Source organism: Leptospira abararensis (assembly GCF_016918735.1).
In the GTDB taxonomy this organism is placed as follows: domain Bacteria; phylum Spirochaetota; class Leptospiria; order Leptospirales; family Leptospiraceae; genus Leptospira_A; species Leptospira_A abararensis.
Genome location: NZ_JAFFPR010000035.1, coordinates 123,991 through 147,348, shown reverse-complemented (window position 1 = coordinate 147,348; position 23,358 = coordinate 123,991). Strand labels below are relative to the sequence as shown.

Annotated in this window: 22 protein-coding genes; 11 read left to right on the top strand and 11 right to left on the bottom strand. The window is 40.0% G+C overall.

The window, feature by feature from the left end:
• Positions 1 to 50: 50 nt before the first annotated feature.
• From JWG40_RS11305 to JWG40_RS11295, 3 genes are all read right to left on the bottom strand, one after another.
• Positions 51 to 2,591 carry a methyl-accepting chemotaxis protein gene (locus JWG40_RS11305; protein WP_205285902.1) on the bottom strand — a complete coding sequence of 847 codons (2,541 nt, stop codon included), beginning with the start codon at positions 2,589 to 2,591 and terminating at the stop codon, positions 51 to 53.
• A gap of 76 nt (positions 2,592 to 2,667) precedes the next feature.
• A complete protein-coding gene (locus tag JWG40_RS11300; protein ID WP_205285901.1) occupies positions 2,668 to 3,795 on the bottom strand; it encodes an Lsa36 family surface (lipo)protein in 1,128 nt (375 codons plus the stop codon).
• A gap of 52 nt (positions 3,796 to 3,847) precedes the next feature.
• Positions 3,848 to 4,768, bottom strand: coding sequence for a DMT family transporter (locus tag JWG40_RS11295; protein ID WP_205285900.1), 921 nt, complete (start codon positions 4,766 to 4,768; stop codon positions 3,848 to 3,850).
• A gap of 44 nt (positions 4,769 to 4,812) precedes the next feature.
• Here JWG40_RS11295 and JWG40_RS11290 point away from each other — a divergent pair, with 44 nt between their 5' ends.
• Positions 4,813 to 5,115: a hypothetical protein gene (locus JWG40_RS11290; RefSeq protein WP_205285899.1), complete on the top strand. Its 303-nt coding sequence runs from the start codon at positions 4,813 to 4,815 to the stop codon at positions 5,113 to 5,115.
• A gap of 11 nt (positions 5,116 to 5,126) precedes the next feature.
• Here JWG40_RS11290 and JWG40_RS11285 read toward each other — a convergent pair whose 3' ends face one another.
• Complete coding sequence (locus JWG40_RS11285) at positions 5,127 to 5,405, bottom strand: TIGR04454 family lipoprotein (protein ID WP_002975661.1); 279 nt, start codon at positions 5,403 to 5,405, stop codon at positions 5,127 to 5,129.
• A 65-nt stretch (positions 5,406 to 5,470) separates the two neighbouring features.
• Between JWG40_RS11285 and JWG40_RS11280 the strand changes: the two genes are divergently transcribed.
• The 4 genes from JWG40_RS11280 (at position 5,471) to JWG40_RS11265 (ending at position 11,037) form a co-directional block, all read left to right on the top strand.
• Positions 5,471 to 5,827: a VOC family protein gene (locus tag JWG40_RS11280; protein ID WP_205285898.1), complete on the top strand. Its 357-nt coding sequence runs from the start codon at positions 5,471 to 5,473 to the stop codon at positions 5,825 to 5,827.
• A gap of 56 nt (positions 5,828 to 5,883) precedes the next feature.
• Positions 5,884 to 7,944 carry a methyl-accepting chemotaxis protein gene (locus JWG40_RS11275; protein ID WP_205285897.1) on the top strand — a complete coding sequence of 687 codons (2,061 nt, stop codon included), beginning with the start codon at positions 5,884 to 5,886 and terminating at the stop codon, positions 7,942 to 7,944.
• Positions 7,945 to 8,298: 354 nt separating this feature from the next.
• Positions 8,299 to 10,077, top strand: coding sequence for a M61 family metallopeptidase (locus JWG40_RS11270; RefSeq protein WP_205285896.1), 1,779 nt, complete (start codon positions 8,299 to 8,301; stop codon positions 10,075 to 10,077).
• Positions 10,078 to 11,037, top strand: coding sequence for a magnesium transporter CorA family protein (locus tag JWG40_RS11265; RefSeq protein ID WP_205285895.1), 960 nt, complete (start codon positions 10,078 to 10,080; stop codon positions 11,035 to 11,037).
• 2 nt (positions 11,038 to 11,039) lie between these two features.
• Here the strand turns inward: JWG40_RS11265 and JWG40_RS11260 are convergent, their stop codons facing one another.
• From JWG40_RS11260 to efp, 5 genes are read right to left on the bottom strand one after another with little or no spacing between them, the layout of a single operon-like run.
• A complete protein-coding gene (locus tag JWG40_RS11260) occupies positions 11,040 to 12,860 on the bottom strand; it encodes a hypothetical protein (protein WP_205285894.1) in 1,821 nt (606 codons plus the stop codon).
• A gap of 3 nt (positions 12,861 to 12,863) precedes the next feature.
• Positions 12,864 to 13,601: an SDR family NAD(P)-dependent oxidoreductase gene (locus tag JWG40_RS11255; protein ID WP_205285893.1), complete on the bottom strand. Its 738-nt coding sequence runs from the start codon at positions 13,599 to 13,601 to the stop codon at positions 12,864 to 12,866.
• Positions 13,602 to 13,606: 5 nt separating this feature from the next.
• Positions 13,607 to 14,341 (bottom strand): SDR family oxidoreductase, encoded by a 735-nt coding sequence (locus tag JWG40_RS11250; protein ID WP_205285892.1) that lies wholly within the window; start codon positions 14,339 to 14,341, stop codon positions 13,607 to 13,609.
• Entirely contained in the window at positions 14,338 to 14,958 is a 621-nt protein-coding gene (gene mtnB / locus JWG40_RS11245; protein ID WP_205285891.1) for a methylthioribulose 1-phosphate dehydratase, read from the bottom strand. The genes JWG40_RS11250 and mtnB overlap by 4 nt, the downstream gene beginning before the upstream one ends.
• Positions 14,959 to 14,960: 2 nt before the next feature.
• The gene (gene efp / locus JWG40_RS11240) at positions 14,961 to 15,527 is read right to left on the bottom strand and encodes an elongation factor P (protein WP_205285890.1); all 567 of its coding nucleotides are present in this window, start codon (positions 15,525 to 15,527) and stop codon (positions 14,961 to 14,963) included.
• 68 nt (positions 15,528 to 15,595) lie between these two features.
• Here efp and JWG40_RS11235 point away from each other — a divergent pair, with 68 nt between their 5' ends.
• The 4 genes from JWG40_RS11235 to JWG40_RS11220 all read left to right on the top strand — a co-directional run bounded on the left by JWG40_RS11235 (position 15,596) and on the right by JWG40_RS11220 (position 18,280).
• A complete protein-coding gene (locus tag JWG40_RS11235; protein ID WP_205285889.1) occupies positions 15,596 to 16,660 on the top strand; it encodes a KamA family radical SAM protein in 1,065 nt (354 codons plus the stop codon).
• Positions 16,644 to 17,198, top strand: coding sequence for a hypothetical protein (locus JWG40_RS11230; RefSeq protein ID WP_205285888.1), 555 nt, complete (start codon positions 16,644 to 16,646; stop codon positions 17,196 to 17,198). The genes JWG40_RS11235 and JWG40_RS11230 overlap by 17 nt, the downstream gene beginning before the upstream one ends.
• Positions 17,199 to 17,284: 86 nt before the next feature.
• Positions 17,285 to 17,491, top strand: coding sequence for a hypothetical protein (locus tag JWG40_RS11225; protein WP_002975617.1), 207 nt, complete (start codon positions 17,285 to 17,287; stop codon positions 17,489 to 17,491).
• Between the two features lie 3 nt (positions 17,492 to 17,494).
• Complete coding sequence (locus JWG40_RS11220) at positions 17,495 to 18,280, top strand: hypothetical protein (RefSeq protein ID WP_205285887.1); 786 nt, start codon at positions 17,495 to 17,497, stop codon at positions 18,278 to 18,280.
• Between the two features lie 104 nt (positions 18,281 to 18,384).
• On the opposite strand, the gene msrB is transcribed toward JWG40_RS11220, so the two are convergent.
• Positions 18,385 to 18,930, bottom strand: a complete 546-nt coding sequence (msrB, locus tag JWG40_RS11215) for a peptide-methionine (R)-S-oxide reductase MsrB (protein WP_205285948.1) — start codon at positions 18,928 to 18,930, stop codon at positions 18,385 to 18,387.
• Positions 18,931 to 19,002: 72 nt separating this feature from the next.
• Between msrB and JWG40_RS11210 the strand changes: the two genes are divergently transcribed.
• Both JWG40_RS11210 and JWG40_RS11205 read left to right on the top strand, forming a co-directional pair.
• The gene (locus JWG40_RS11210; protein WP_205285886.1) at positions 19,003 to 20,664 is read left to right on the top strand and encodes a hybrid sensor histidine kinase/response regulator; all 1,662 of its coding nucleotides are present in this window, start codon (positions 19,003 to 19,005) and stop codon (positions 20,662 to 20,664) included.
• 59 nt (positions 20,665 to 20,723) lie between these two features.
• Positions 20,724 to 22,298 carry a DEAD/DEAH box helicase gene (locus JWG40_RS11205; protein ID WP_205285885.1) on the top strand — a complete coding sequence of 525 codons (1,575 nt, stop codon included), beginning with the start codon at positions 20,724 to 20,726 and terminating at the stop codon, positions 22,296 to 22,298.
• Here the strand turns inward: JWG40_RS11205 and JWG40_RS11200 are convergent.
• A complete protein-coding gene (locus tag JWG40_RS11200) occupies positions 22,277 to 23,347 on the bottom strand; it encodes an SAM-dependent methyltransferase (RefSeq protein ID WP_205285884.1) in 1,071 nt (356 codons plus the stop codon). The genes JWG40_RS11205 and JWG40_RS11200 overlap by 22 nt on opposite strands.
• Positions 23,348 to 23,358 lie beyond the last annotated feature (11 nt).

Sequence of the window (23,358 nt, the reverse complement as noted above, 5' to 3'; positions counted from 1 at the left end):
TATCAAGAAATCTTGATATGTAGACTCAGGCAAGCAAAATATAGAAAAATTTAGGAGATTTTAAAGAAATTGATCTTCCTTTTAAGGGTTTCCGCTAAATTTGCGATCCCGTTGGAGGTAGCTGTCATCTCTTCGAGCCCCGCCGCTGTGCCTTGGGTCAAATCGTTGATGCTAAAAATGGCCTGGGCCACTTCCCCGATCGCATTTTTTTGCTCTTCCATAGAGAGTCGGATGGCTTGACTGATTTGGTTCACCTTGTCCACTTCTTCCCCCACCTTTTGGTTGATGATGAGTTGTTCTTTGGTGCTAGTCTCAATGGAATCTGTCATTTCATTGAAGGAACTCACTCCCTGGATGATTCTTTGGATAAGTGAGATGGTTGTTTCAATATTTTCACGACCATTTTCAATTTCCTTTTCATTGGCTTGGATGAGTTCTCCAATATCACCGATTGAACTTGCTGTTTTTTCTGCCAACTTCCCAATTTCATCCGCAACCACCGCAAATCCTCTTCCATACACACCAGCACGAGCGGCTTCAATGGCAGCATTTAACGCAAGTAAGTTGATTTGTTCCGAGATAGTATTGATGATTTCAATCACACTTCCAATTTCTTCAGAACTATTGCTAATTTTAGTAATGGAATTTCTCATCGAATCTAGAGAAGCCTGGCCAGATTTTGCTTCTTCGGAAATCAGAGTTACATCCTTAGATGCCTTCCCTACTTGCCTTCCGGTCGCTTCGATCAAACTGGAAAGTTCTGCCATTTTTAATTTCAAAAAATCCACTTTGCGGAACTGGTCTTCTGCCTGTGCATCTACGTTTTGTACTGCTGCTGAAATCTCTTCAATTGAAGCAGAAATTTCTTCTGCAGAAGCAGCTTGTGTTTGGGCATTGGAAGAAAGCATATTTAATGAAGCTGACATTTGTTCTGCGGATGATGCCAAATCTTCCGAAAACACCTGATTAGAACCAACCACTTCAGAAATTTGTTTTAAAGTAGCATTTAAGCCACGAGCAAGCCTTGCAAACTCATCAGAGGATTCCATTTTTGCATTGTGGCGAAGATCCCCAACTTCAATGTCTTGTAGAATTTTTCCAATGGTTTTCATTGGTTTAAATCTAGCAGTAAACAATAAATAAATAGCAAGTGCAATGAGTGCTGCCCCAACGATACTAATCACCGTTAGACCCCGAAGCGAAGATAAACTTTCCACCTCAATTTCTTTTAAATCAATCGTAGAGAAAAATTGGAGGCCATACTTTTCACTTACCTTTCTTCTTAGTAAGAAGGTAGATCCTTCCCAAGGGTTACGAAAAGATTCTGTTTCCCCAGCATTTTTTGCCAAAGTTTCAAATTCAGAATCTTTAAAACTATGCATCAAGTATTTGGGGTTGGGATGGTAAACCATAGTAGATTTTTTATCGAGTAGGAAAGAATATCCAGTCGTCCCGATTTTTACGTTTTTAAGGAAGGACTCCATTGCTTTTCCTACAAGAAATGGCATTCCTGCCATACCAACAATGGTTCCATTGGCACTCTTTACAGGACTTGTCACCATAATCACAATATTCCCGTTAAATGGTGATTTTACTGCAGTCCCCACATGTATTTTCCCTTCTTTGGCAGCATTGATATTTTCCAATACATCAGGATTGGAAGCTAAGGAATAACCAATACTGGCTCCATTGGGAAGTCCAGAAGCAACAATGGGAACTCCCTCTGCAAAGGAAGCAATGAATGCATTTTCCAAAAGAAGTTGCGAATCCCCGAGAACTTTGGCAAGCACTGGTTCTGCTAGTTTGTAATTTTTGGTTTCAAGAGCAGACCTAACTACGGGTAAAGACGCTACTTCTTTCAAATTGATTTCCACGGACTCAAAGTAAACATTGATACCCGCTTCATTACTTTGATTGAAATTGTATAATTGGTTCGAAAAGGCTTTTTCTAAAGACTTTGCATTGACATTGAATGCATAAATCAAAAGGAAAATGGATAACACCATCACCATAAGGGAAAATATAATGGGAACTGTGTTTCTTAAGTTTCGATAATAAGGAGAAATCCTCTCTTTGAGTTCTGCTTGGAAGATCTCATCTTCCAAAACCAAATGGGATGCTTTTTCCAATAAGATAAAAGAAAACACAACATTGAGAAGTGCCGTAAGAATCAATACACAAACAATATAAAAGGAATCCGATTTACTAGTCTCGGGAAGATAAAGGATGGGACCTATTACAATAGGAAAGGCTAAGACCCACTGGGCACTGCCCACAAGAGCACCTACCACAGGCATTTTGGCAATCAGGTTCCAAACAGCAACATAGGTTTTTGGATCCTTTTCTGTTTGAGATTCAAGCTCTACCAGACCCTGTTTGATTGCTTTTAATTTTTTAGGAAAGATAAACGACGGAAGTAACAAACTTACAAGGGCTGCGGCGATCGTTGCACCGATGAAAGTTTTGATCTGCGTGGGACTTAAATCGACATAGAATAGAATTAAAGCGATTCCGATGGGAACCACGATTCCCAAGGAAAAAACTTGGGAGGCGAGAGTGAATGCCCTTGCGTAGCGTTTGTATAACTTCATTGAAACTTAGACCTAAGACGCAAGGTAATTTCCGCAATCCGTACGGCAAGGTTTTATGGATTTCCCCGAAGTTTTCCTAAAAAGAGAGTTTCACTCCCAGGTTGGCAGAGTAGAGATCTTTGCCACCATACAATCCTTCCGCAATCACCTTTACGAGGTATAAATCCAGTTCCAATCCCACAATTCCATACCCAATCCCCCGTTTGGAATGGGACTCACCGCTGGCTCGAAAACCAAGCGTTGCGTTCGGACTTTGAGCAAGGAGTTCCTTGTCCAAGGCGGCTTGGTATTCGCGGGGAAGTTCCAGAGGAAGGGAATCGTTTAGGGTAACAACAAAGGGACCACGGCGAGAGAGGGATGCAGAGTTATTTCCTGAGTTCCAGCTATACCCACCACCCACGATGACGTTCGCAATCCAAAACACACCAAGACCCGTACGTAAATCTACGTTTGTAGTTTGAACCTTGGTGTTAAAAGCAAAGTTGGTATCTCCCCCCCACTTTCCCTTCACACCCTGGAATTCAATTTGGGCAGCTTTACCTTCTAGGTAACTTAGGCTCATATTTTGCTCCATCACATGATGGCCCACACCCACATTGATCCCATTCCAAGTGATCAGGTTCATCAAAAAACCTTCTTTTTCAATCAATTGGTAACGAACCATCCCACCATACGACCGTACGGCGATACGACCTTCATAATTTTTATTATTAGATGCAGCTTGGATTTGGTCTTCCGTAATCGCTACATTCATACCATGTAGAAAAATTCCTATCCTTCGAACATAACCACCTTCAGAGGTTCCAAGTAACCAACCTGGGTTGATATCTAAATGGAATGAAGGAATGGCAGCACCACCAACGTTTGGTAGTTTCGGGTATTTGATATAGTCATCTTTGATTTGGATATCGTCTTTTTTGTATCCAGCTGCAGAAACACTGACTCCGAATTGAATGCGACGGACAGTTCCTGTTCCAATATTACTTGCACCTACGTTGGCAAGAAAACCAGCTTCTAAATTTGTTTTGAGAACTTCGTTTAAGTATCCCGTTTCAAATTTTTTAAGGGAACCATTCCCAGCTTCCGTAAGTGTTGGTGGCAAAAAACTACAGGCCGATCCTTCGCAAGTAAATTGTGCATACAGTTCGCTTTGCGACGCTGTTGTGACAAATACGAGTATAAGCAGCAGATTTCGTAACTTCATATAGAACATTGATTCTCTACCTATGGTAACAATTGGAAAGGAAAATTCTTTCCTAAACTGACACTTCTTTTGCTTTTTTTGCCGTACTAATCCAAAAAACTCCCGTGAGTACGAATAAAGTACCAATACCGTGTAGTATAGTTATCGGTTCGTCTAGTAACCAATAAGCCAAAAAAAGAGTCGACATTGGTCCAACAGAACCGACTATAGCGGCTGTTTTGCTGCCAACACGTTTAATCCCTTCCGAAACAAAAATGGCAGGGACAACTGTATTCACAGTCCCCATAACAAAAGCCAAGGCATAAAAAGAAAATGGTTGGATGAGCTCTTTAAAAGAACCAAAAATTGCAAAATGAATAAATACTGCAAAAGAAGAAATAATCAAAGCCCAAGCAGTAAATTTTCTAGCACCTAACTTTGGAATGATGGATCCACTCCCCATTAAATAAATGGCATAAGTAAGAGCGGAAAGTAAAATAAAAAATGCACCCAAACTCACATCTTTCGCAGAACCTAATTGAACATCTTGTCCATAGGCCAAAAAGACTCCAGTATATGTCAAAACGAGAGAAAACACTTCTCGGATATGGATTTTCTTTTTTAAGAATAAAAAAGATAAAATCACAACAAGAGTGGGATAAATAAAAAGAATAATTCGTTCAAGCCCAGCACTAATGTACTTCAGTCCCAAAAAATCAAATAGGCTTGCTAAGTAATAACCCACAACTCCCATAAGAAGAACATTCAAAATGTCTTTTTTAGTAAGTATGGTTTTCCCTTCTTCTTTTTCTGCCTTCCAGGCAATCCATGCCAAAAAAGGAAAGGCAAACAACATCCGAAAAAATAAGGATCCGATGGCTGAAATTTCATACCGGTAGGTCAGCTTTACTACGACAGCCTTAGCGCTGAATAAAAGTGCTCCCATCAGAACAAGCACCACCCCTTTCCATTCTGTACTCGCATTTTCTCTCACAAACCCATCCTGAAAAACGCAAGAAATCCCGATAGTTTTATTGAATGAAACTAAATTTGGCACTTGGAATCTCTATCCTTTCTGGTTTTGTCCTTTGGGCAAAGCCTGCGGATGAAATTTCCAAACCCTTGTTACGTGTGTTTCCAAGTTTTCGGCCAGAAGAATGTGAGGACTGGGCAATTCGACCTTTTATTTGCAAACAATGTTTAAGAGAAGGAAAAAGATATGCTCAGGAAATTCGATTTTTTGAAGATGGACCCTACCGGTCTCATGGATGTTATGCAGAACCTGGAGGTTTTGAAAGTTTAGAGGAAGAAAGAAAAACCGGGAACGAAAGTCCCCGGTAGGATCTGTAGAATTATTTTTTTACGCAACCCATAATGCCAGCAAAACCTGGGGCATTTTTCAAACAGTTTGGATCAAATTTTCCTTCCATACACTGATCGATCATTTTTTGTTTACCTTGTTGTAATCCTGCGAGAACTGGTGCTGCCGCTGGATTCTTTTTAGCTTCTTCTTCGATTTGAGTGAACGTGCTAGCGAGAGCAGACTCACACTCTTCTTGGGTATACACTTTGGATTTACAATTCGCCAAGAAAAGCCCGAGAGCGAGCGCCAAAATGAGGGATTTTTTCATGAAAAACTCCGATACATAGATTTCATGTTAGCTTCTTTTTTAGAAAGGGATTTGAAAACAAAAAAATGATCCACCATATTGCCATAGGCACACCCCACCCTACCCATTTAGCCAAATTTTACCTCAAAATCCCTGGAGCAAAAAAAATCCAGGAGTTCTATTACGAATCGGGAGAGGTCCGTTCCGTTTGGATTGGATTTGGTTCGGTCATTCTTATGTTAGAAGAAGGAGAAAAAAAGTCCCCTCGAGCTCTAGTTTTTTCTTTTTCGGAAAAAGATAGAGCCGAATGGATTCAGTTTCTAAGCCAAGTAAAAATCCAAAAACAAACGGATTACACTGCATACTTTTGGGATAGTGATGGAAATTTGTTAGGAGTAAGCCAATACCCAGAAAAACTAGAGGCCTTTTTAGAAATGAGTTGAGAAAACAATTAATTTTACATAAGGTAACATTCACTTAGGAAAAGAAACCCAAGAGAATGAGCATCAAACAGAAGTTAGCATTAGGTTCATCCATCATCACCCTTCTTTCGTTGGGGGTAATTCTCACACTTATCTCTTATGTCATATACAAAAATGCAAAAGAAAATGCTTTGGAAAATATATCTGTCCTCGCAGATAAAATTTCTCTGGATGTGGGTGACTATTTATCTGGACCACTTAACGAAGCCTATTTATTAAAACAAATTTTACAAGAACCAAATCTTCTCGATCGAGAACGAGTGTTCCGAATTTTAAATGTGATGACTTCTTCCAACGACTCCATCCTCGGTACTTATGTTGTATTTGAACCCAACGCCTTCGATGGGAAAGACTCTAACTACCGTAATACGAAATATCACGATAATTCAGGCCGATTTATTCCCTATTCCGTAAAATCAAATGGTAAAATTATCATCGAACCCGTGGTTGGGTTTGACCTTCCCGAATCCGACTTTTACCAACTGCCAAAAAAAAATAAAAAAGTCGAACTCATCCCACCCTTTGACTATAAAGTCGATGGAAAAGATGTGACCATGATCTCTCTTGTTTATCCGGTGATTCGGAACCAAAACTTTATTGGAATTGCCGGGGCTGATCTTTCTTTAGAAACCATTCGAACTTACCTGCATAACTTAAAAATTCTAGAGGGAACAGTAAAAATCACTCTTGTCGCAAGTAACGGTTATGTATTATTCAATGGCCTCAATCCAGAGACCAAGGATGTGAAGTGGAAAGACGAAGAAGATAAATATATCAACCTAGCCATGTCCTCTAAACAAAGACAAACTTATTCCGATTCTGACTACTTCCATGTGAGTTTACCAATCCAACTGGTAGAAAATACAGCACCTTGGACACTCCGTGTTTCTTATCCGCAAGCAAAAATCACAAGTGAAATTCAGTTTATTTTTTGGATTGCCTTAGGACTTGGGATCACTGGCATTCTTTTTTCCACTTTAGCGAATGTGATTATTTTTCGTAAGTTAGTTGATAGAAGATTACAATCGTTGATTCGATTTACAAAGAATGCAGCTAACGGCAATTTATCGAAAGAAATAGCTGATGATAAAAAAGATGAAATCGGCAATCTTGTTGAAGCGGTTGTGGCCATGGTAACAAACATTCGGCATATCTTGAGTGTAGCTCAAACTTCTGGGTCGGACTTAACAGACACCTCCCGATTTATGGAGAACACAATCATTGAACTTTCTGATTTGGCCCAGAGCCAAGCCGCATCCTCGGAAGAAGCAAGTGCCACCGTAGAAGAACTAAATGCATCTTCCGAAACCATCAACGCCAATGTGGAACAGGCAGTAAACAATTCCAAATCCATTCATACTTCACTGCATGCGATCCAAACGCTTGTTCAAAAAATCACAACAGAAGTAGAATCCTTTGGAGAAATTGCTGTGGCTGCCAATCAAAAAGCAGAAGAAGGAAGAAATATGGCAGGACTTACCTCTAAAGCCATTGAAGAAATCCAAGAGAAGTCTTTAGCCATCACAGAATTTTCGGATGTCATTTCCAATATTTCAGAGAAAACAAGCTTACTTGCCTTAAACGCTGCGATTGAAGCGGCGAGAGCTGGAGAATCGGGCCGTGGGTTTGCCGTTGTAGCCGAGGAGATTTCCAAACTGGCTTCTCAAGCAGCAGAATCAGTATCTCAGATCAATACACTCTCGGAAGAAGCTTTAGATTCCATCCAAAACGGAGGCAACCAAGTCACAAAACTGATTGATTTACTTCGAGAGATTATCAGAGAAGTTTCAGTGATCTTCGAAAAAGCCCAAGATATTGTTCCTCTCATCCAAGACCAAAAAACAAGAACTGACCAAATTTATGCAGAAATTGAAGAAATTACTTCCCTTGTGGAATCCATCCAACAATCCACAGAAGAACAAAAAAGAGCGACCTTCGAACTATCCAATATGACCATCAATATTTCCAATGGTTCGCAAGTTTTATCAGAACAATCGGAAACAATGTCTGCTAACTCACTTCGCATGACAGGAATTAGTTCCAAATTATCGGAAATTTTATTAAAATTCAACCTATAGGGATTAATGAATCATCACATTGCCGCTACCCATGAACATTAACAAAGACGATGCGCCATGGTACGGAATTGCCAGAGAAGAAAATCAAAGGAATCTTTCCAAGCGACTGCATAAGCCCAAAGGAGACCACCCGTTTGGAACTTGGAAAGACTGTGTCTGGTCGGTTTTGCAACAAAGCTAGAGGCGTTATTGCCCAGCCACCTCGCGAGTCAAAAATCTTTTGTTGTAACAACTACTATCCAAATAGACCACCTCCTTTGCTCATACCTTAGCTATGCCTTTTCTAGTACTATAAAGAAAAAACGTCAAGAAAACATTTGATCAAAACTAAAAATAAAAGAAGATAGCGTAACCATGGCAAAAGAACAAGAGGAAAAAACCTTAAGTAAAATAGACCAATCTAACTCGCTCCAGCTGGATTTTGAAGTCTCCATTTTTGACCTCTTCAAACACTACTTCCAGGTTAGACTCCGTGTCAAAACGGAAGAGGCGGAAATGAGTTTTTGTTTGCCCAGTTGGACCCCTGGTTCTTATATGATTCGGGACTATGGAACCCACCTTCATAAGTTCGAAGTGAAAAACTCAAAAACAGGAGAAAGTGTTCCTTGGGAAATGGTAGATCTACATCGATGGAAATTGAAAAATCTACCAACCGAGTTCGAAATTTCCTATATTATTTATGCCTTTGAAGACTTTACTGTAAGGACAAATTATTTAGAAACAGAGTTTGGATTTATCAATTCCCCTGCTTTGTTTTTGTATCCGGAAGGGAAACTAGAGCAACCATCTACCATTCAATTTCAAGTTTCTAATCATTTTCCTTATGTATATTCGAGTTTGACTCGTAGCGAAAAAGACAATCATTTGTTTTTATCAGAAAATTTTGATGAACTATTCGATTCCCCCTTCCACTTGAGTAGACAAAACTCCGTCTTTTTTACAGCAGGAACCACCAAACACGAATTACTTGTGGAAGGTGATGTGACTTTTGACTTCAAAACGAAACTGGCTTTGGATCTAAAACGAATTACAGAAACACAAATAGATTGGATGATGGACTCACCCAATCCCTACTACTTATTTGTTCTCAATTTGAGTCTGCCTGCCTATGGTGGTCTGGAACATAGAGCTTCTAGCATCAATTATTTCAACCCGGAACTGATTTATGATGAGGAAGAGTATAAAAAATTACTCGAACTTTTATCTCATGAATACTTCCATCTTTGGAATATAAAACGGATTCGCCCGATCGCACTTGGCCCATTTGATTACCAAAAACCAAACCTAACCCGCGAGTTGTGGATTGCCGAAGGATTTACTAGTTTTTATGACGCTTACTTTCTTTATCATTCCGGATTTCTTTCGAAAGAAGAATACTTATCTAAACTTCAATCAGATATATTATCTCGAGAAGACAATGAAGCAGATTCGTGGATGAGTTTGGAAGAATCATCTTTTACTGCCTGGACAAAGTATTACAAACGGAACGCAAATAGCCACAACATCACTGTTTCCTATTATACCAAAGGTGGAGTCATCGCCTTATGTATGAATTTATTTTTACTCAAAGAATCAAAAGAAAAAAAAACAATCCGTCATGTGTTTCAAAAACTAAATGAAGTTTTTGTTAAAACTAAAGAAAGAGGATTCACCAAACAAGAATTTTTCGATACAGTAAAAGAAGTCACGGGCGTAGATCTTAAAACTGAGTTCAATCAATACTTAGAATACCCGAAACCAATCCCTGTGGACTATTATTTAGATATCATTGGTATCCAAAGAATCCAAACTGATATGGTTGGCGACACCGGATTCAAAACAAAGGAAAAAAATGGAAACCTTTACATTCAAAAACTCCTTCACAAGTCTGACGTAGACTCCTTTGATTTGATGTTAGATGATGAAATCCTTGCCATCAATGGGAAACGAGCCACCACAAATTCCCTGCAGAAATTGGAGAAAAATTTAGGGCCTGGTGAAAAATTCCATCTCATCCTTTCCCGTGCAGGGAAAATCAAAGAATCGATGATTACCGCTTCTGGGTATTACAAAACAAGAAAATTTGTGATAGCAGAAGACTCCTCCGATGACAGAAAAGAACTACGAGAATTTTTCCTAAGGAATATTGTATAAATGCCAGCTCTTTTTAACTATATTTTAACTCCATCCAGTAAAGATGAAGTTCTTCTCGACAGGCCTCTCCCACTCTCACATAGACACCCCAAACATTGGATTCATATCACTGCAGAGAATGAAGAAAAACTGATGTTTCTCTTCCAAAAACATGATATCCACCAACTTACTATTGAGGACATTCTAAACCCCAATAGCCGAATCAAACTGGAGATCTTCCCCAATTATATATTTTTTGTTTTTCGTGGTTTCCATTTTGAAAGAAACCAACTCACACAAAAAAACTTTAACTTCATCTTAACACCAAATCAAATCATCTCGCTTACTCTTGACTACCGAGATAGTATTGGTGACATCATCGACCAATGGAAGGTGAATAATAAAATTTTAGCTCGTGGGTATGAATTCATTGTTCACAAAATTTTGGATATAGAAACAGACCATACACTTGCCATTACTCAGAAAATCGAAGAACGGATTGAACATTTTGAAGAACAAATTTTTGGGAATGCGAAGTCTTTAGATATCAGCAACGTTTATAGTTTGCGAGCAAGCCTACTTTCGATCAAAAAAGGGATGCTGCAAAATAAAGAAGTTTTGGAAGATTTGGAAAAAATCAAAAATAGTTTTTTTAGTGATGAGGCCGATGCCTTCTTTCGAGATGTTAGAGACCACTCTCTTCGTATCTTAGAACAAGTCGATAGTAATATCGAATCCATATCCTCAGCTCTTGAAGCTCATATTGCCATCTCGACTCGTAAAACCAATGAAATTATGAAGATCCTAACCATCATGACGGCCATCATGTTACCGATGTCTCTTGTAGCAGGGATTTATGGGATGAATTTTCGTCATATGCCCACTCTCGAATGGGAATATGGTTTTATCTCAGCACTCGGGGCCATGGGATTTTTAGGGATTCTGATGTTACTTTATTTTAGAATCAAACGTTGGTATTGACTCTAAATCAAACCGCGAATTTGAACTAGTAATTCAGGATCTTCTTCCGGAGGTTCCACCTCTCCTCTTGTCCATTGGTTGAAAAGATCCTTCAAACGTTTGTTAAGCGAATCAAACTCTGGAGAATTAGGAAATAGGATGACGGAATTTGGTTTTACCGATTTCCCAGTAGTCGATACAAAAGCAAAATCGGGAATCATTTTCTCTAAGGTCTCAGCAGAAAATGCAGGATAGTTAGAACCAAGCCAATCCACGGAAGGTAAACAATTCTTCTGAAAATAAGCATCACTGAGAGCCGAAACAAGAGCTCTTTTCAGTTGTTGTTTTTTTTCTTTTTCGAGTCGTTCTTCTCTTTCTCTTAGTTTCTTTTTAAAAAAACTTTCCCTGCGTTTTTGATACAAAAATTGGCGGTCCATCTGTGCATAAGTAAGAATTGATTTTGCTTTCGCATAACCTGAGTTTACGATGGGAGTGACACCTAAAAAGTAAAAAAGTTTGTAAAACCAAGGAATGTATTTAAAATAAACGGACTGGAGATTTTTACCATAGGTTTTTACAAACTCATCATCTTTGAAAATAGGTTTTAATTCTTTTTCATTTAATTCAATGATGGCCTTCAAATACAAAATATGTTCTGTAGTGAACCGATAGTTTTGAAAAATTAAGTGGTTAATGTCTTTGATATTGTTTTGGTTGTTATTTACAAAGACAGCAATCTTTGCGTCTTGGTCATGCCATTCTGCAGAAAGGACTTTGGGATTTTTTCTTAAAAGATCCACAATGATGGTATCATGTTCGTTGTCTTTTTCCAAATTGATTCGAAGAAGTCTAGAATCAAAGTCAAACTGGCTATCCAACATCTTCATATAAACTTTAAGGAGTCTGTCTACTTCCCTTTTTTTTTCAAGTTCAACATATTTGGCCGCCATCTCAGCCACTTTTCGCAAATTATGAATTAAAGGATAAAAGCCGTTTTCTTTTAGAATTTCCTTAAAGCCATATAACATTTCAATTTTGGAACGAATCAGATCAATTTCACTGGGCTCGGTATTCCCACTTACCGGTGTTGCGGATTGAATCCGATCAAAGGCCAATCGAATTTCTGTATCAAAAGCCTTGGCCAAAGGTTCTACTTTGGTCATCAAATACTCATTGGCGATATGTAAAAAATTGGCCGCTTCCATTTCCGGTATTGAATAAAACCCGACATGAGGAAGCACAATGATCCTTGGATCGGCTTCAAATTCATCGATCATGAGTCCACGAGAACGTTTCAACATTTCAGCTGACGGTTGTAAGGGAAATTGTTTTGGTTCCAACAACCGGTCTAACTCATCACCGGTGCCTTTCTCTTCTTTATAGTCAATGTCTGCAAGTTTGTTAAGGACTGTTCTCCAAGTATCCTCTGTTAAAATACGTTTGGCTTGGATGTATTGGAACAAATGATCCGTAGATCTTGTGATCAGTAATTTATAAGGTTCTTCTAAAGGCATTCCCCCTGGAAGTCCCACGAGAAAGGTAACTAAACGTAATTCACCCACATCGGCATCAAATTTGATTTCAAAAAGTTGAGTGGTAAGTCCATAATCAATGAGTTGCCACATAGCATCTAGAGCAGTTTCACGATCTAATTTTAGTTTTTCGAAATTGGAATCAGTAGGCCGGAACAAATGACCGGCTTCAATATTTTCACGCGAACTTTGGATCTCCACTGTTTTCATAATGGACAAAGCTTCTTTTTGTAAGATGATCCCCGAAGACCTTCCTAAGGTTTCTTTGGTGGTGAGTTGTAAGAAGTGATCGTGTGGAGGTGATATTCTCATAATTTAGATAGCAGTGAGTCCGCCATCAACAGTCCAATTCGATCCAGAAATGTATCCGGATTCTTTTTGTAGGAGGAAATTGACGACACGAGCAATTTCGGAAGGTTCTGCGATTCGCCGAACGGGTGTTTTTTCTATAATTTTTGTTTTATGATCGGACACCTGGTCTTCTTGGATTCCCATATTAGTATCCACATAACCGGGACTCAATGCATTGGCCGTAATTCCAAACTTCCCCCATTCATCGGCAATGGAGCGAATGAAACCAACTAACCCATGTTTGGAGGAGGAATAAGCCACAGAGTTTGCAGAGCCTACAAGGGATAAAGAAGAAGCGATGGCAACAATGCGCCCAAAACTTTGGGTTTTGAAAATGGGCAAGGTTAATTTGGAGAGAAGGAACAGAGAATTTAAATTGATCCGGAAAATGGATTCCCATTCTTCCGCAGAAACTTCTGTGATAGGATGATACGGCCCACCAAATCCGGCATTGTGGACCAAACCATATAGATCCCCGGCATCCGAACTCTCTTGGATGATTTTGGAAAGGCTTCTCTCCACTACAAAGGGAGTTTCTGCCAAATCCACTTCTCTAAAAGTCTCCTGTAAAATGGGAGATGTGGGCCGGACTTTATCCAGGTTCCAGACAGAAAAACCCGCAAGGACAAGGGTACGAACGATTTCCCTTCCAATTCCGCCACTGCCACCGGTCACGAGTACAATCGATTCCTTGAATTCCATGGAAACTATAAGATTCCTTTTTTTGGGGTAATGGATAAGTCATCGACAAAGATAGATTTAGGCAAGTGGGAAATACTCCACAAATACTCGGAAATGTCCGAAATAGAAACCATATCATTCTTGTCAAACTGGGGTCTTGTGTCCCAAATTTCGGTCGCCACGGCCCCAAGGCTGACATGTACCACCTTGGTTTCCAAGGGTTTCCACTCTTCCCTGAGCGCCCGAGCGATTCCGAGAACGGCATGTTTGGAGGCACAATAAGCAGCAGAATCTGGAAATCCCTGTTTCCCAGCCGTGGAGCCTAAAAAAACAAAAGTTGTATTCTGAAAAAAAGGCAAATAAGGAGAAAAGGCTTTTGAAATCAATAGAAGAGCTTGTACATTCAATAGAAAATGCGCTTCTAGATCTTTCTTTTTCAGTAAATCAATGGGCCCAAAAAGGCCATCTCCCAATGCAAAGTAAACACAAAGATCCGTTTCTCTTAATGAGGGTTGGTTGGGGTTTCTTTTTGATCCATATTTTTCCGAAAGGGAAATCTCAAACGTTCGCAGGTCTTTCTGATTTGTGGCATCAAAGGAAAAAGTTCCTTTTTCTGCATTTGTGAAAGATTCAAGAATCTCTTTCCCCTTTCTCGAAAATCCAAAAACTGAGACGGACCTGTCTTCTAAAAAACGTTTGTGGAGCCCTTGTCCAATTCCGGAACCAATTCCAAAAATATACACATGGGCCCCTTCCTTCATATCCGCCTAGCCATCACTTGCATAAGGAAATGAACTGCTTCCAAATGTTTATTGGCCTCAGCCACCGACTTTCCCCAAACTGTAGGGCCATGACCTTCGATGAGTAAAAAAGGAACTTGGGGACTACCTTTGGTTTCTATGTAACGTTTGATTTCCGATGCAATGCTCGGGACATGGGTATGATTGTAAAAAACAGGAAACTTAAGATTTGGTTTTTCATCCCAGATCCCAAAGGCCTTGATGATCTCGATTGGTGGGAGAGGAAAATCGCGAAAGCCCTCTTCCTTTCCTACACCAAACTCAAGTAAGTTGGAATCTAAGGTATGGACATGGAGGGCGGCACCTGCATCAGGAATCTGAGAATAGACCACCTGATGGATGCTAGTTTCTGCTGAGGGTTTTAACCCCTCCCTTGCGGAAACCAAAGACCCATCGGCAACAGATACACAAACAAAGTCTTTGTCAGTTAGTTCTCCTTTGTGTTTTCCAGAAGCAGTGATCCAAAACTGTTCACCAGTGCGTGCCGAAAGATTTCCAGCAGTGGCATACATCCACTGCCTTTCATAATAGGTATGGGAAAGTTTTGTAAGTTCCTGAAGTGACGTATGAGACTCCAAATCTATTTGTTGACTCGCTCCACATAAGACAAATCTCGGAGGTCAATTTTGACTGTGTCCCCTTGTCTGATAAAAATAGGGACTTGGACTTCTCCACCCGTTTCTACCGTCACACGTTTGAGTGCAAGACCTGTTGTGTCCCCTTTCAAACCATCTTCTGCATAGGTAACTTCCAACACAGCAAAGTTCGGAGGTGTGACACCAATGGGTTTGTCATTGTAAAACGCAACTTCCACCGGTGTTTCTTCTTTCATAAAAGGAAGGATGTCTTCCACATAATCTTTAGAAACAGGGATCTGTTCGTAATCGTTGACATCCATAAAAATGATTTGGTCACCGTCAGCGTAACAGTACTGCATTTTGCGGCGTTCTAAATCCACACTTTCCAGTTTTTCTGCAGCTTTGAAGGTTCTTTCAATGGAAGAATCGCGGACAATATTTTTAAGTTTGGTACGGATGAATGCAGAACCCTTTCCTGGGTTCACAAACTCGGTTTTGACGACGGAATAAAGCTCATTGTCAATCTTGAGAATCATTCCTTTTTTTACTTCTGTAATGCCTAAGTTCATAATTTCGTTACTCGTAAACAAAATCCGAGGGACTTGGCCCTGTGTCAACCGAAGTATGGTCATAAGCGATGACTTGGTCGGATTGGAAATGGCAATTACAAAACCGAATCACTACTCTTAAGGATTTGGAAGAAAAACTGACTCTCACTCCTGAAGAGAGGGAAAGTTTTGCACCGGCATTAGAGGAATTTAGTTTTGCCGTCACCCCTTACTATTTGGAAAGGATCGACAAAGAAAATCCAAATTGCCCCATCCGCAAACAAATCATTCCCCGGACCGGTGAACTTACCAAAAAACCCAATGAAGTAGAAGATCCGCTGGCAGAAGAACGATACATGCCAATCAAAGGTGTGACCCATCGTTATCCCGACCGGGCCATTTGGTACATTTCTCATGTCTGCGCAGTTTACTGCCGGTTTTGTACAAGGAAACGGAAAGTTTCAGACCCCGAAGAAACCCCGAACCGACAAGAATGGGAAAAAGCTCTCGCATATTTTCGCACCCACACAGAACTCCGAGAGATCATTTTGTCCGGTGGGGACCCGCTCACACTTTCTGACTCTTCCCTTGATTATCTTCTCACAGAACTGAAATCCATCCCCCATCTCAACCAAGTGCGGATTCATACGCGCCACCCAGTCACCATGCCTATGCGGCTCACCGAAGATCTTTGCAGTGTTTTTGCAAAACACTTTCCCTTATATATGGTCACTCATTTTAACCATCCGAACGAAATTACGGATGAAACTAAAATCTATGTTATGCGACTGATCAAACAGGGCCATGTTTCTATTTTTAACCAATCGGTTTTACTTTCCGGAATCAATGATGATGAGAAGGTTCTATCGGAACTCAATTACAAGCTGATCTCCATCGGTATCAAACCCTACTACCTCCACCAATGTGATGAGGTATTTGGAAGTTCAGACTTTGTTGTACCCATTGAAAGAGGAATCGAAATTTATCGCAAACTTCGGGGCTTCCATTCAGGAATTACCATCCCCAATTATGTAAAAGACCTCACGGGTGGCGGAGGGAAGGTTCTTCTCTCACCCGACTATCTACAAAAGAAAACGAAAGATGGGTATCTCTTTCAAAACTATTTAGGAGATGAATATGAAGTGGGCCATTAAAATTCTTTTAGTTTTGATTCTCACCCAAACAATGTTCTGCCAATCGGTTAAAGAGAATCCTTTAGAGAAAAATCCAGAATCTCTCAAACCAAATTTAAACCTGGAAATCAAAAAACTACACCTAACAAAAGAGTTGCGACTCACCTACCATGCTGTTTGGGTTGCAAAAGAAAACTTTGAGTTACTCAAATCTGGCTCTATTTTTGGAACGGGAAATAGTTATGAAATCCGTTTGGATTTGGAGGGAAAAATCCAGTGGCTCAGGTTATCTTCCACCGACAGAGAGAACCAATCCCAGTTTCCCTACTTCTATAAAGAGGAAGTCCAAAACCCGGATGTATCCTATTTTGTCTGGGGATCCAAAAAATGTAGTGTCCTTGTTTTCCCGTATCGGAATTCCCAACTCTATGCGCGTTGGGAGGGGATTCATAATGGGTTTTTACTCGTTTTTGAGACCATTGCTTCTGATTCTACCGGACCCAAAGAGCTGGCAAAAGAACTCCACCAAATGGTCCAACAATCTCTGGAACTGTACTAGCTTTGGATTTCGCACAAAGCCCGATTTTTTTAGAAAAAAAGATTAGGCAAATAGAATGGAGCCCTTAGATTTTGAGGAGAAATTTTATGTGGTTAAAACTCGGTGAATCGGAAGTTATCAATTTGGATTACGTTGCCTCTATTAAAAAAAATCCTAACCAACCTTCCATTGAAATCATTTACCAAGATCTCAATAATGTAAAATCCCTTCCTTTCCCTGGCCAAGAAGAACGTGATCGTGCCTTCAAAGCCATTTTAGAAAATCTATCCCGTATGAAATTATACTTTGAATAAACAATGGAATTTGAAGCACTAAACCCTAATCTCTATGCGCAAGTTTTGGATGAATTAGAACTCATCCCGTCGACGAAACCCTACCAAATCCTTTTTTATGGATCTAGGGAACGTGGCGACTTCCATCCAGAATCCGACCTCAATTTTTATTTGGTGGCCCACTCCACGGATCAAATGAAATCCCAGTTCATTGATTCGATCTCTCGTGCCTTACAAAAGTTAGAGGACGTGGCTCCTGTCAATATGATTGCGGGAGACGCAGACTCACTTCGACATAGATTAAAAATTTCAGAACCGGGGAGCCTCCAACTTATGGAAGCCTCTTCTGTATTTTTTGGCGAAGGACTTTTTGAAGATCTAAAAACCGATTGGGACAAATGGAAACAAAGAGAAATTCCAAAATCTGACCTTATCCAATATTTAGAAAAAAGAATTCGTTTCTTCAAACAACAAGTCACAAGAAACACAAAAGATGAAATCTCTCAATTAGAAAGAATCACCACTCTCACCCTACATATTTGGGCCCTGCAAAATATCCATGACTTAACGCATGTGGAACTTTTAAAAATGGATACTCCCGACCAAGTAGCACCACTTTTTACCAATTTATACAGAAAAGAAATGGAAGATTCGGTTTGGGAACTTTTAGAACTACAAACTCGCGTTCGTAAACTAAAAGTAGACATTCGTTGGAAACGCGAAGTCTCTCGTGAAGACATCCACGAAACCAAATACAAACTCATCTCTCTTCGTAACGATGAAGAATTTATGATGAATCTTTGGGCTTAAAAAATAACCCTAAGAGTTCTTGATTTAGAATACATATTTTACAGATACTTTTGGCAATCTATATGTAACGCCTTACCTTTTAAGTTCACGAAAGATAAACTCTTTTATTTGTTTTTATCTGATTCGGAAAATTCTGAAAGGAAATTTCCAAATCCTCGTTCTTTCAATTTTGATTTGGGAATAAATTCCATCGAGGCCGAATTCATACAATAGCGTTTGTTTGTTGGTTTTGGGCCATCATCAAAGACATGGCCTAAATGAGAATTCGCTGATTTGGAACGTACTTCTGTTCGAGTCATACCGTACGAATTGTCCATAATTTCTACCACATTAGTTTTTACCAAAGGTCTTGTAAAACTTGGCCACCCAGTCCCCGATTCAAATTTATCTTTCGAGCTAAACAAAGGTTCTTTCGAAACGATGTCTACATAGATTCCCTCTTCATGATTGTCCCAATATTCATTCTGGAAGGGGGGTTCTGTATCATCTTCTTGGGTGACTCGGTATTGCAGATCAGTGAGTTTTTTTCGTAGTTCCACATTTTCTGGTTTTTTCGGAGAGTGCGAAGAGGATTCAAAACAAAAAGAAGTCAGGAGCAAAGAAAATACAAATAGGAAAGTATAAATAGGTAATTTGGCAGCTCGGTTCATAGAGTTTAGACTGATAGGAAAAAGCAAAATTATGCTTTCCTTTATGCGAAATTGATTTCGTCTAAACCTCGTATGATCATTGCCCCTTTACCGAAAAATGAGACCGCGCGTCTTTCGGCCTTAAAAGGGCTCGAAATCCTCGACACTCCTGAAGAAGAGATGTTCGATGAAATCACGAGACTTGCCTCCATGATTTGTAATACACCGATCTCTCTTGTGAGTCTTATCGATGAAACAAGACAATGGTTCAAATCCCACCATGGGCTTAGTGCTCGCGAAACACCTAGGTCATTTGCCTTTTGTTCCCATGCCATTTTAGGGGATGAAGTTTTTGTGGTTCCCAATGCCAAAGAAGATGATCGTTTTAAAAACAATCCTTTAGTGGATGAAGCGCCCAATGTTATTTTTTATGCCGGTATCCCTTTGGCTCTTGATGACCAAATCAAACTAGGAACTCTTTGTGTCATAGATAACAAACCAAGAGAACTCAATGCAGACCAAATCCAAATGTTACGACTCCTTGGAAAACAAACCATCCGTTTATTGCAAATGCGAAAAGCGACTGAGCGATTGGCAGTTGAAAAACAGGCAGCACAAAGAGCCACGGCCGCAAAAAGAGATTTTATCGCTGCCATTAGCCACGACATTCGAAATCCTTTAAATTCTCTCCTCGGGATGTCTGAAATGATTCGGGAGGCAGATTTAAGTCCAACTGTTCTTGGTTATGTGGATCATATACGAAACGCCGGCGAAGTGATCCTACATTTAGTGAATGATACTATTGAAATTTCTCGTTTGGAAGAAAACGCAAGTGTCACCAATAATGAGTGGTTTGAACTTTACCAATGTATACATATTTTAGATTCTTTTTTTAAAGCAGAAACGAAACGGAAACAAATAGAATTCAAAGTAAACAATCAAGTGAATCAAAATATAATCCTGCATTCTGACAAAAGGAAAATCGAAAAGATTTTTTGGAACCTAACGGCCAATGCAGTAAAATTCACAAACAAGGGTACGGTTACTTTTTCTGTTCATTTGGAAACCAAAACAAAGGACGAAGGCATTTTACATATTGAAGTGAGTGACACAGGTCCCGGAATTTCTCCTGAAGTGAAAGAAAAACTCTTTCAAAAGTACAACCAATTTGTTCCCGAAGGTTGCGGGATCTCTGGTTCTGGACTCGGTCTTTCCATCGTAAAACTTTCGTTAGAAGAGTTGAGAGGGGAAGTGGAAGTTGAATCTACTTTAGGGGAAGGTTCCACATTCAAAGTAAAAATTCCAATCCTTTGGAAATTAGCGGAAACCAAATCCTTACCCCAAGGAACCGAGATTTCGCCTAAATCCCCTCTACCCAGTTTTTCCAGACCCCAAAGAGTTCTCATTGCCGATGACAATGATCTCAACCGAAAAGTCCTACGAAGTTATTTAAAACCCCTACAATTTGAAATAAAAGAAACAAGTAACGGTATCGACGCAGAAAGGGAACTCAACGAATCCCCCTACGATATTGCCTTTTTGGATATCGAGATGCCGGGAAAACACGGAACAGAAATTGCGAAGGGATTGGTGGGAAAACCCCACAGACCTGCTCTATTCGCCTGTACGGGTCTTTGTATGCCTGAGGAAAAAGTCCAAATCCTCGCCTCTGGATTTGAATATTTTATGCCCAAACCGTATCTAAAAGAAGAACTCTACAAATACCTGAGAGAGCTTGCCGAAAAAGGAGATTAAGGCATTCAGATATTTTTACCTTTCTTTTTTAGGCCGTTTTTTTATTGTATCCTATTTCCATGACTAAGAATGACACCGAAGTTGGAAATGACTTCCAATCTTTCGGATTACGTCCTGAAATACTACAAGGAATCACTGATGCAGGCTTCGAATTACCAAGCCCTATCCAAAAACAAGCGATTCCGCTCGTATTGGAAGGAAAAGATTTAATCGCACAAGCGCAGACCGGTACCGGAAAAACTGCCGCTTACGGACTCCCCTGTTTGAACAAAATCAATGTGAATGATGGCATGCAAGTGCTTGTGCTCACACCAACTCGTGAACTTGCACTGCAAGTATCTGATGAACTGTTTAAATTGGGAAAACATTTAGGAATCAAAACCACCACTATTTATGGCGGCAGTTCCTATTCTAAACAAATCACTCAAGTGGCAAAAGGTGCCCAAGTTGCTGTGGCAACTCCAGGAAGACTTCTCGACCTATTGAAAGGAAAGGAACTTAAAAATTTCAAACCTTCCATGGTGATATTGGATGAAGCAGATGAAATGCTCGATATGGGCTTTATGGATGATATTGAATCCATTTTTAATCTACTGCCAACCAAAAGACAAACCTTACTTTTCTCCGCAACCATGCCGGAGCCCATTAAGAAGTTGGCAAGTAAGTACCAAACGCACCCTGCACTTGTAAAAATTGCAGCAACAGAAAAATCGTCTAAAAACATCGAACAAGTGTACTACGTGATTGATGAAGCAGAACGTGAAATTTCTGTCGTACGAATTTTGGATTATGAAAACCCTTTTAAGGCAATCATCTTCACAAAAACTAAAAAAGAAGCAGATGATCTTAAATCAACACTTAGTTTCAAAGGATATCCTGTTGAAGCTCTCCACGGTGATTTAAACCAGAAACAAAGAGAACAAGTTTTAAAAAGCCTACACGATGGGCGCGTGAAAATCCTTGTAGCAACCGATGTTGCCGCTCGTGGTCTTGACGTAAAAGATTTATCACTCGTGATCAACTACCACCTTCCTTTTGATAGCGAAAGTTATACACATAGAATTGGTCGTACGGGTCGGGCTGGAAAGTCAGGAAAAGCGGTAACTCTTGTAACCACAAGAGAATCTCGTGCACTCCTAAGACTCAAAGGAACCTCCGGAACACAACTTACGATTGCTTCCCTTCCTACTAAAAAGGAAGTTTTGGCAAGAAGAGAAGAAGACTTCCTAAACAAAGTGGTAGAAACAGAAATCCATGCGGATGCAGAAGAAGTTTTAGAAAAACTTTTGAAATTGGACGACAAACGTTCTTTATCTTTGAAACTGCTTTCGAATATGCTCGATCAAACCAAAATCAGTGGCCCGGAAAAAATCGGAAAAACTGCTGGAGAATGGAGTGAAACTCCTCCTGGTGGTGGCGGATCCGGTGGAAGACGACGCGATGGTGGCGGATCAGGCGGCGGAAGTCGCGGTGGTTACCGTGGCGGAAGATCTAATAGCGAAAGAAGCGAACGTGGGGAAAGAAGTGAACGCGGTGGTGACACTCGTCGCAGCAGTGCTCCCCCTTCTAAAAAAGAAGGTGGAGTTTACGTAAAAGCTGCCGGGAAAAAAACTCAGCGTTTTCGAAGTAAGTAGTGGCTAACAAACCACTCTTCCCCGTTTCGATAACCCCATAACTCGGCACAGGCGAGAAAGAAAACTTTCCAATAAACAAACCATTTGGTTTTTTCTTTTTCGCCGTAAGTACTCGCAAGGATAGGCATTAGTTTATCCTTGTTTAGTATCATGTTATCATACCAAGCCTCACTGGTTCTCGCATAATGAGTTCCATTCACAACCCAATGATTTTCGATTAAAAAATCTTTTTGGAAGTATAAAAACAAATCATCTGATGGCATCTGCCCACCGGTAAAAAAGTACTTGGCCATCCAATCGGTTTCATCAATGACCTCAAAAGGATAAGCAAATTCTTTGTGAGTGAAAATGTGGACAAAAAACTTTCCATCGGTCACAAGAAACTTTGATAGTTTTTCAAAGAGTTTCTCATAGTTTTTCATATGTTCTAACATCTCGACAGAAACAATCCGATCAAACTTGTCTTTGGTAGTAAAATCGTTCATGTCTTTTGTGATGATGGTCAGGTTTTTTAATCCCCTTTCTTTCGCACGTTTGTCGATAAATTCTTTTTGAGTTCTCGAATTGGAAACACCTGTGACTTTAGATTTAGGAAATTTTTCGGCGATATAGAGAGAGATACTTCCCCAGCCGCATCCCAAATCCAAAACCTTCATTCCATTTTTGATCTCTGCACGTTCTACGGTGATCCGAAGCATCTCTTCTTCCGATTCCGCAAAACTCGTATCGAGGGTAGGCCAATATCCAGAGGAATACTTCATCCTTGGTCCCATCACATACGTAAAAAAATCGCTCGGAACTTCGTAGTGTTGTTCGTTGGCAGCTTTCGTATGTACAGCGATCGGTGATTTTTTTAACTCATTCACATAGTTCATTTTGTGTTGGAGTTGGGCCGTGGCGTTTTCTTTTCTTTCTTGTTTGATTCGGACATTCAATAGTTGGCGGATACGAAACCGAATGAGCCAATCTGGGAAAATATCTTTCTCCAAAAACGAATTGATACTAAAAGCCGAGCCCTCTTCTTTAGGGGAGGAATCATTGAAATTCATATTTTATCCTT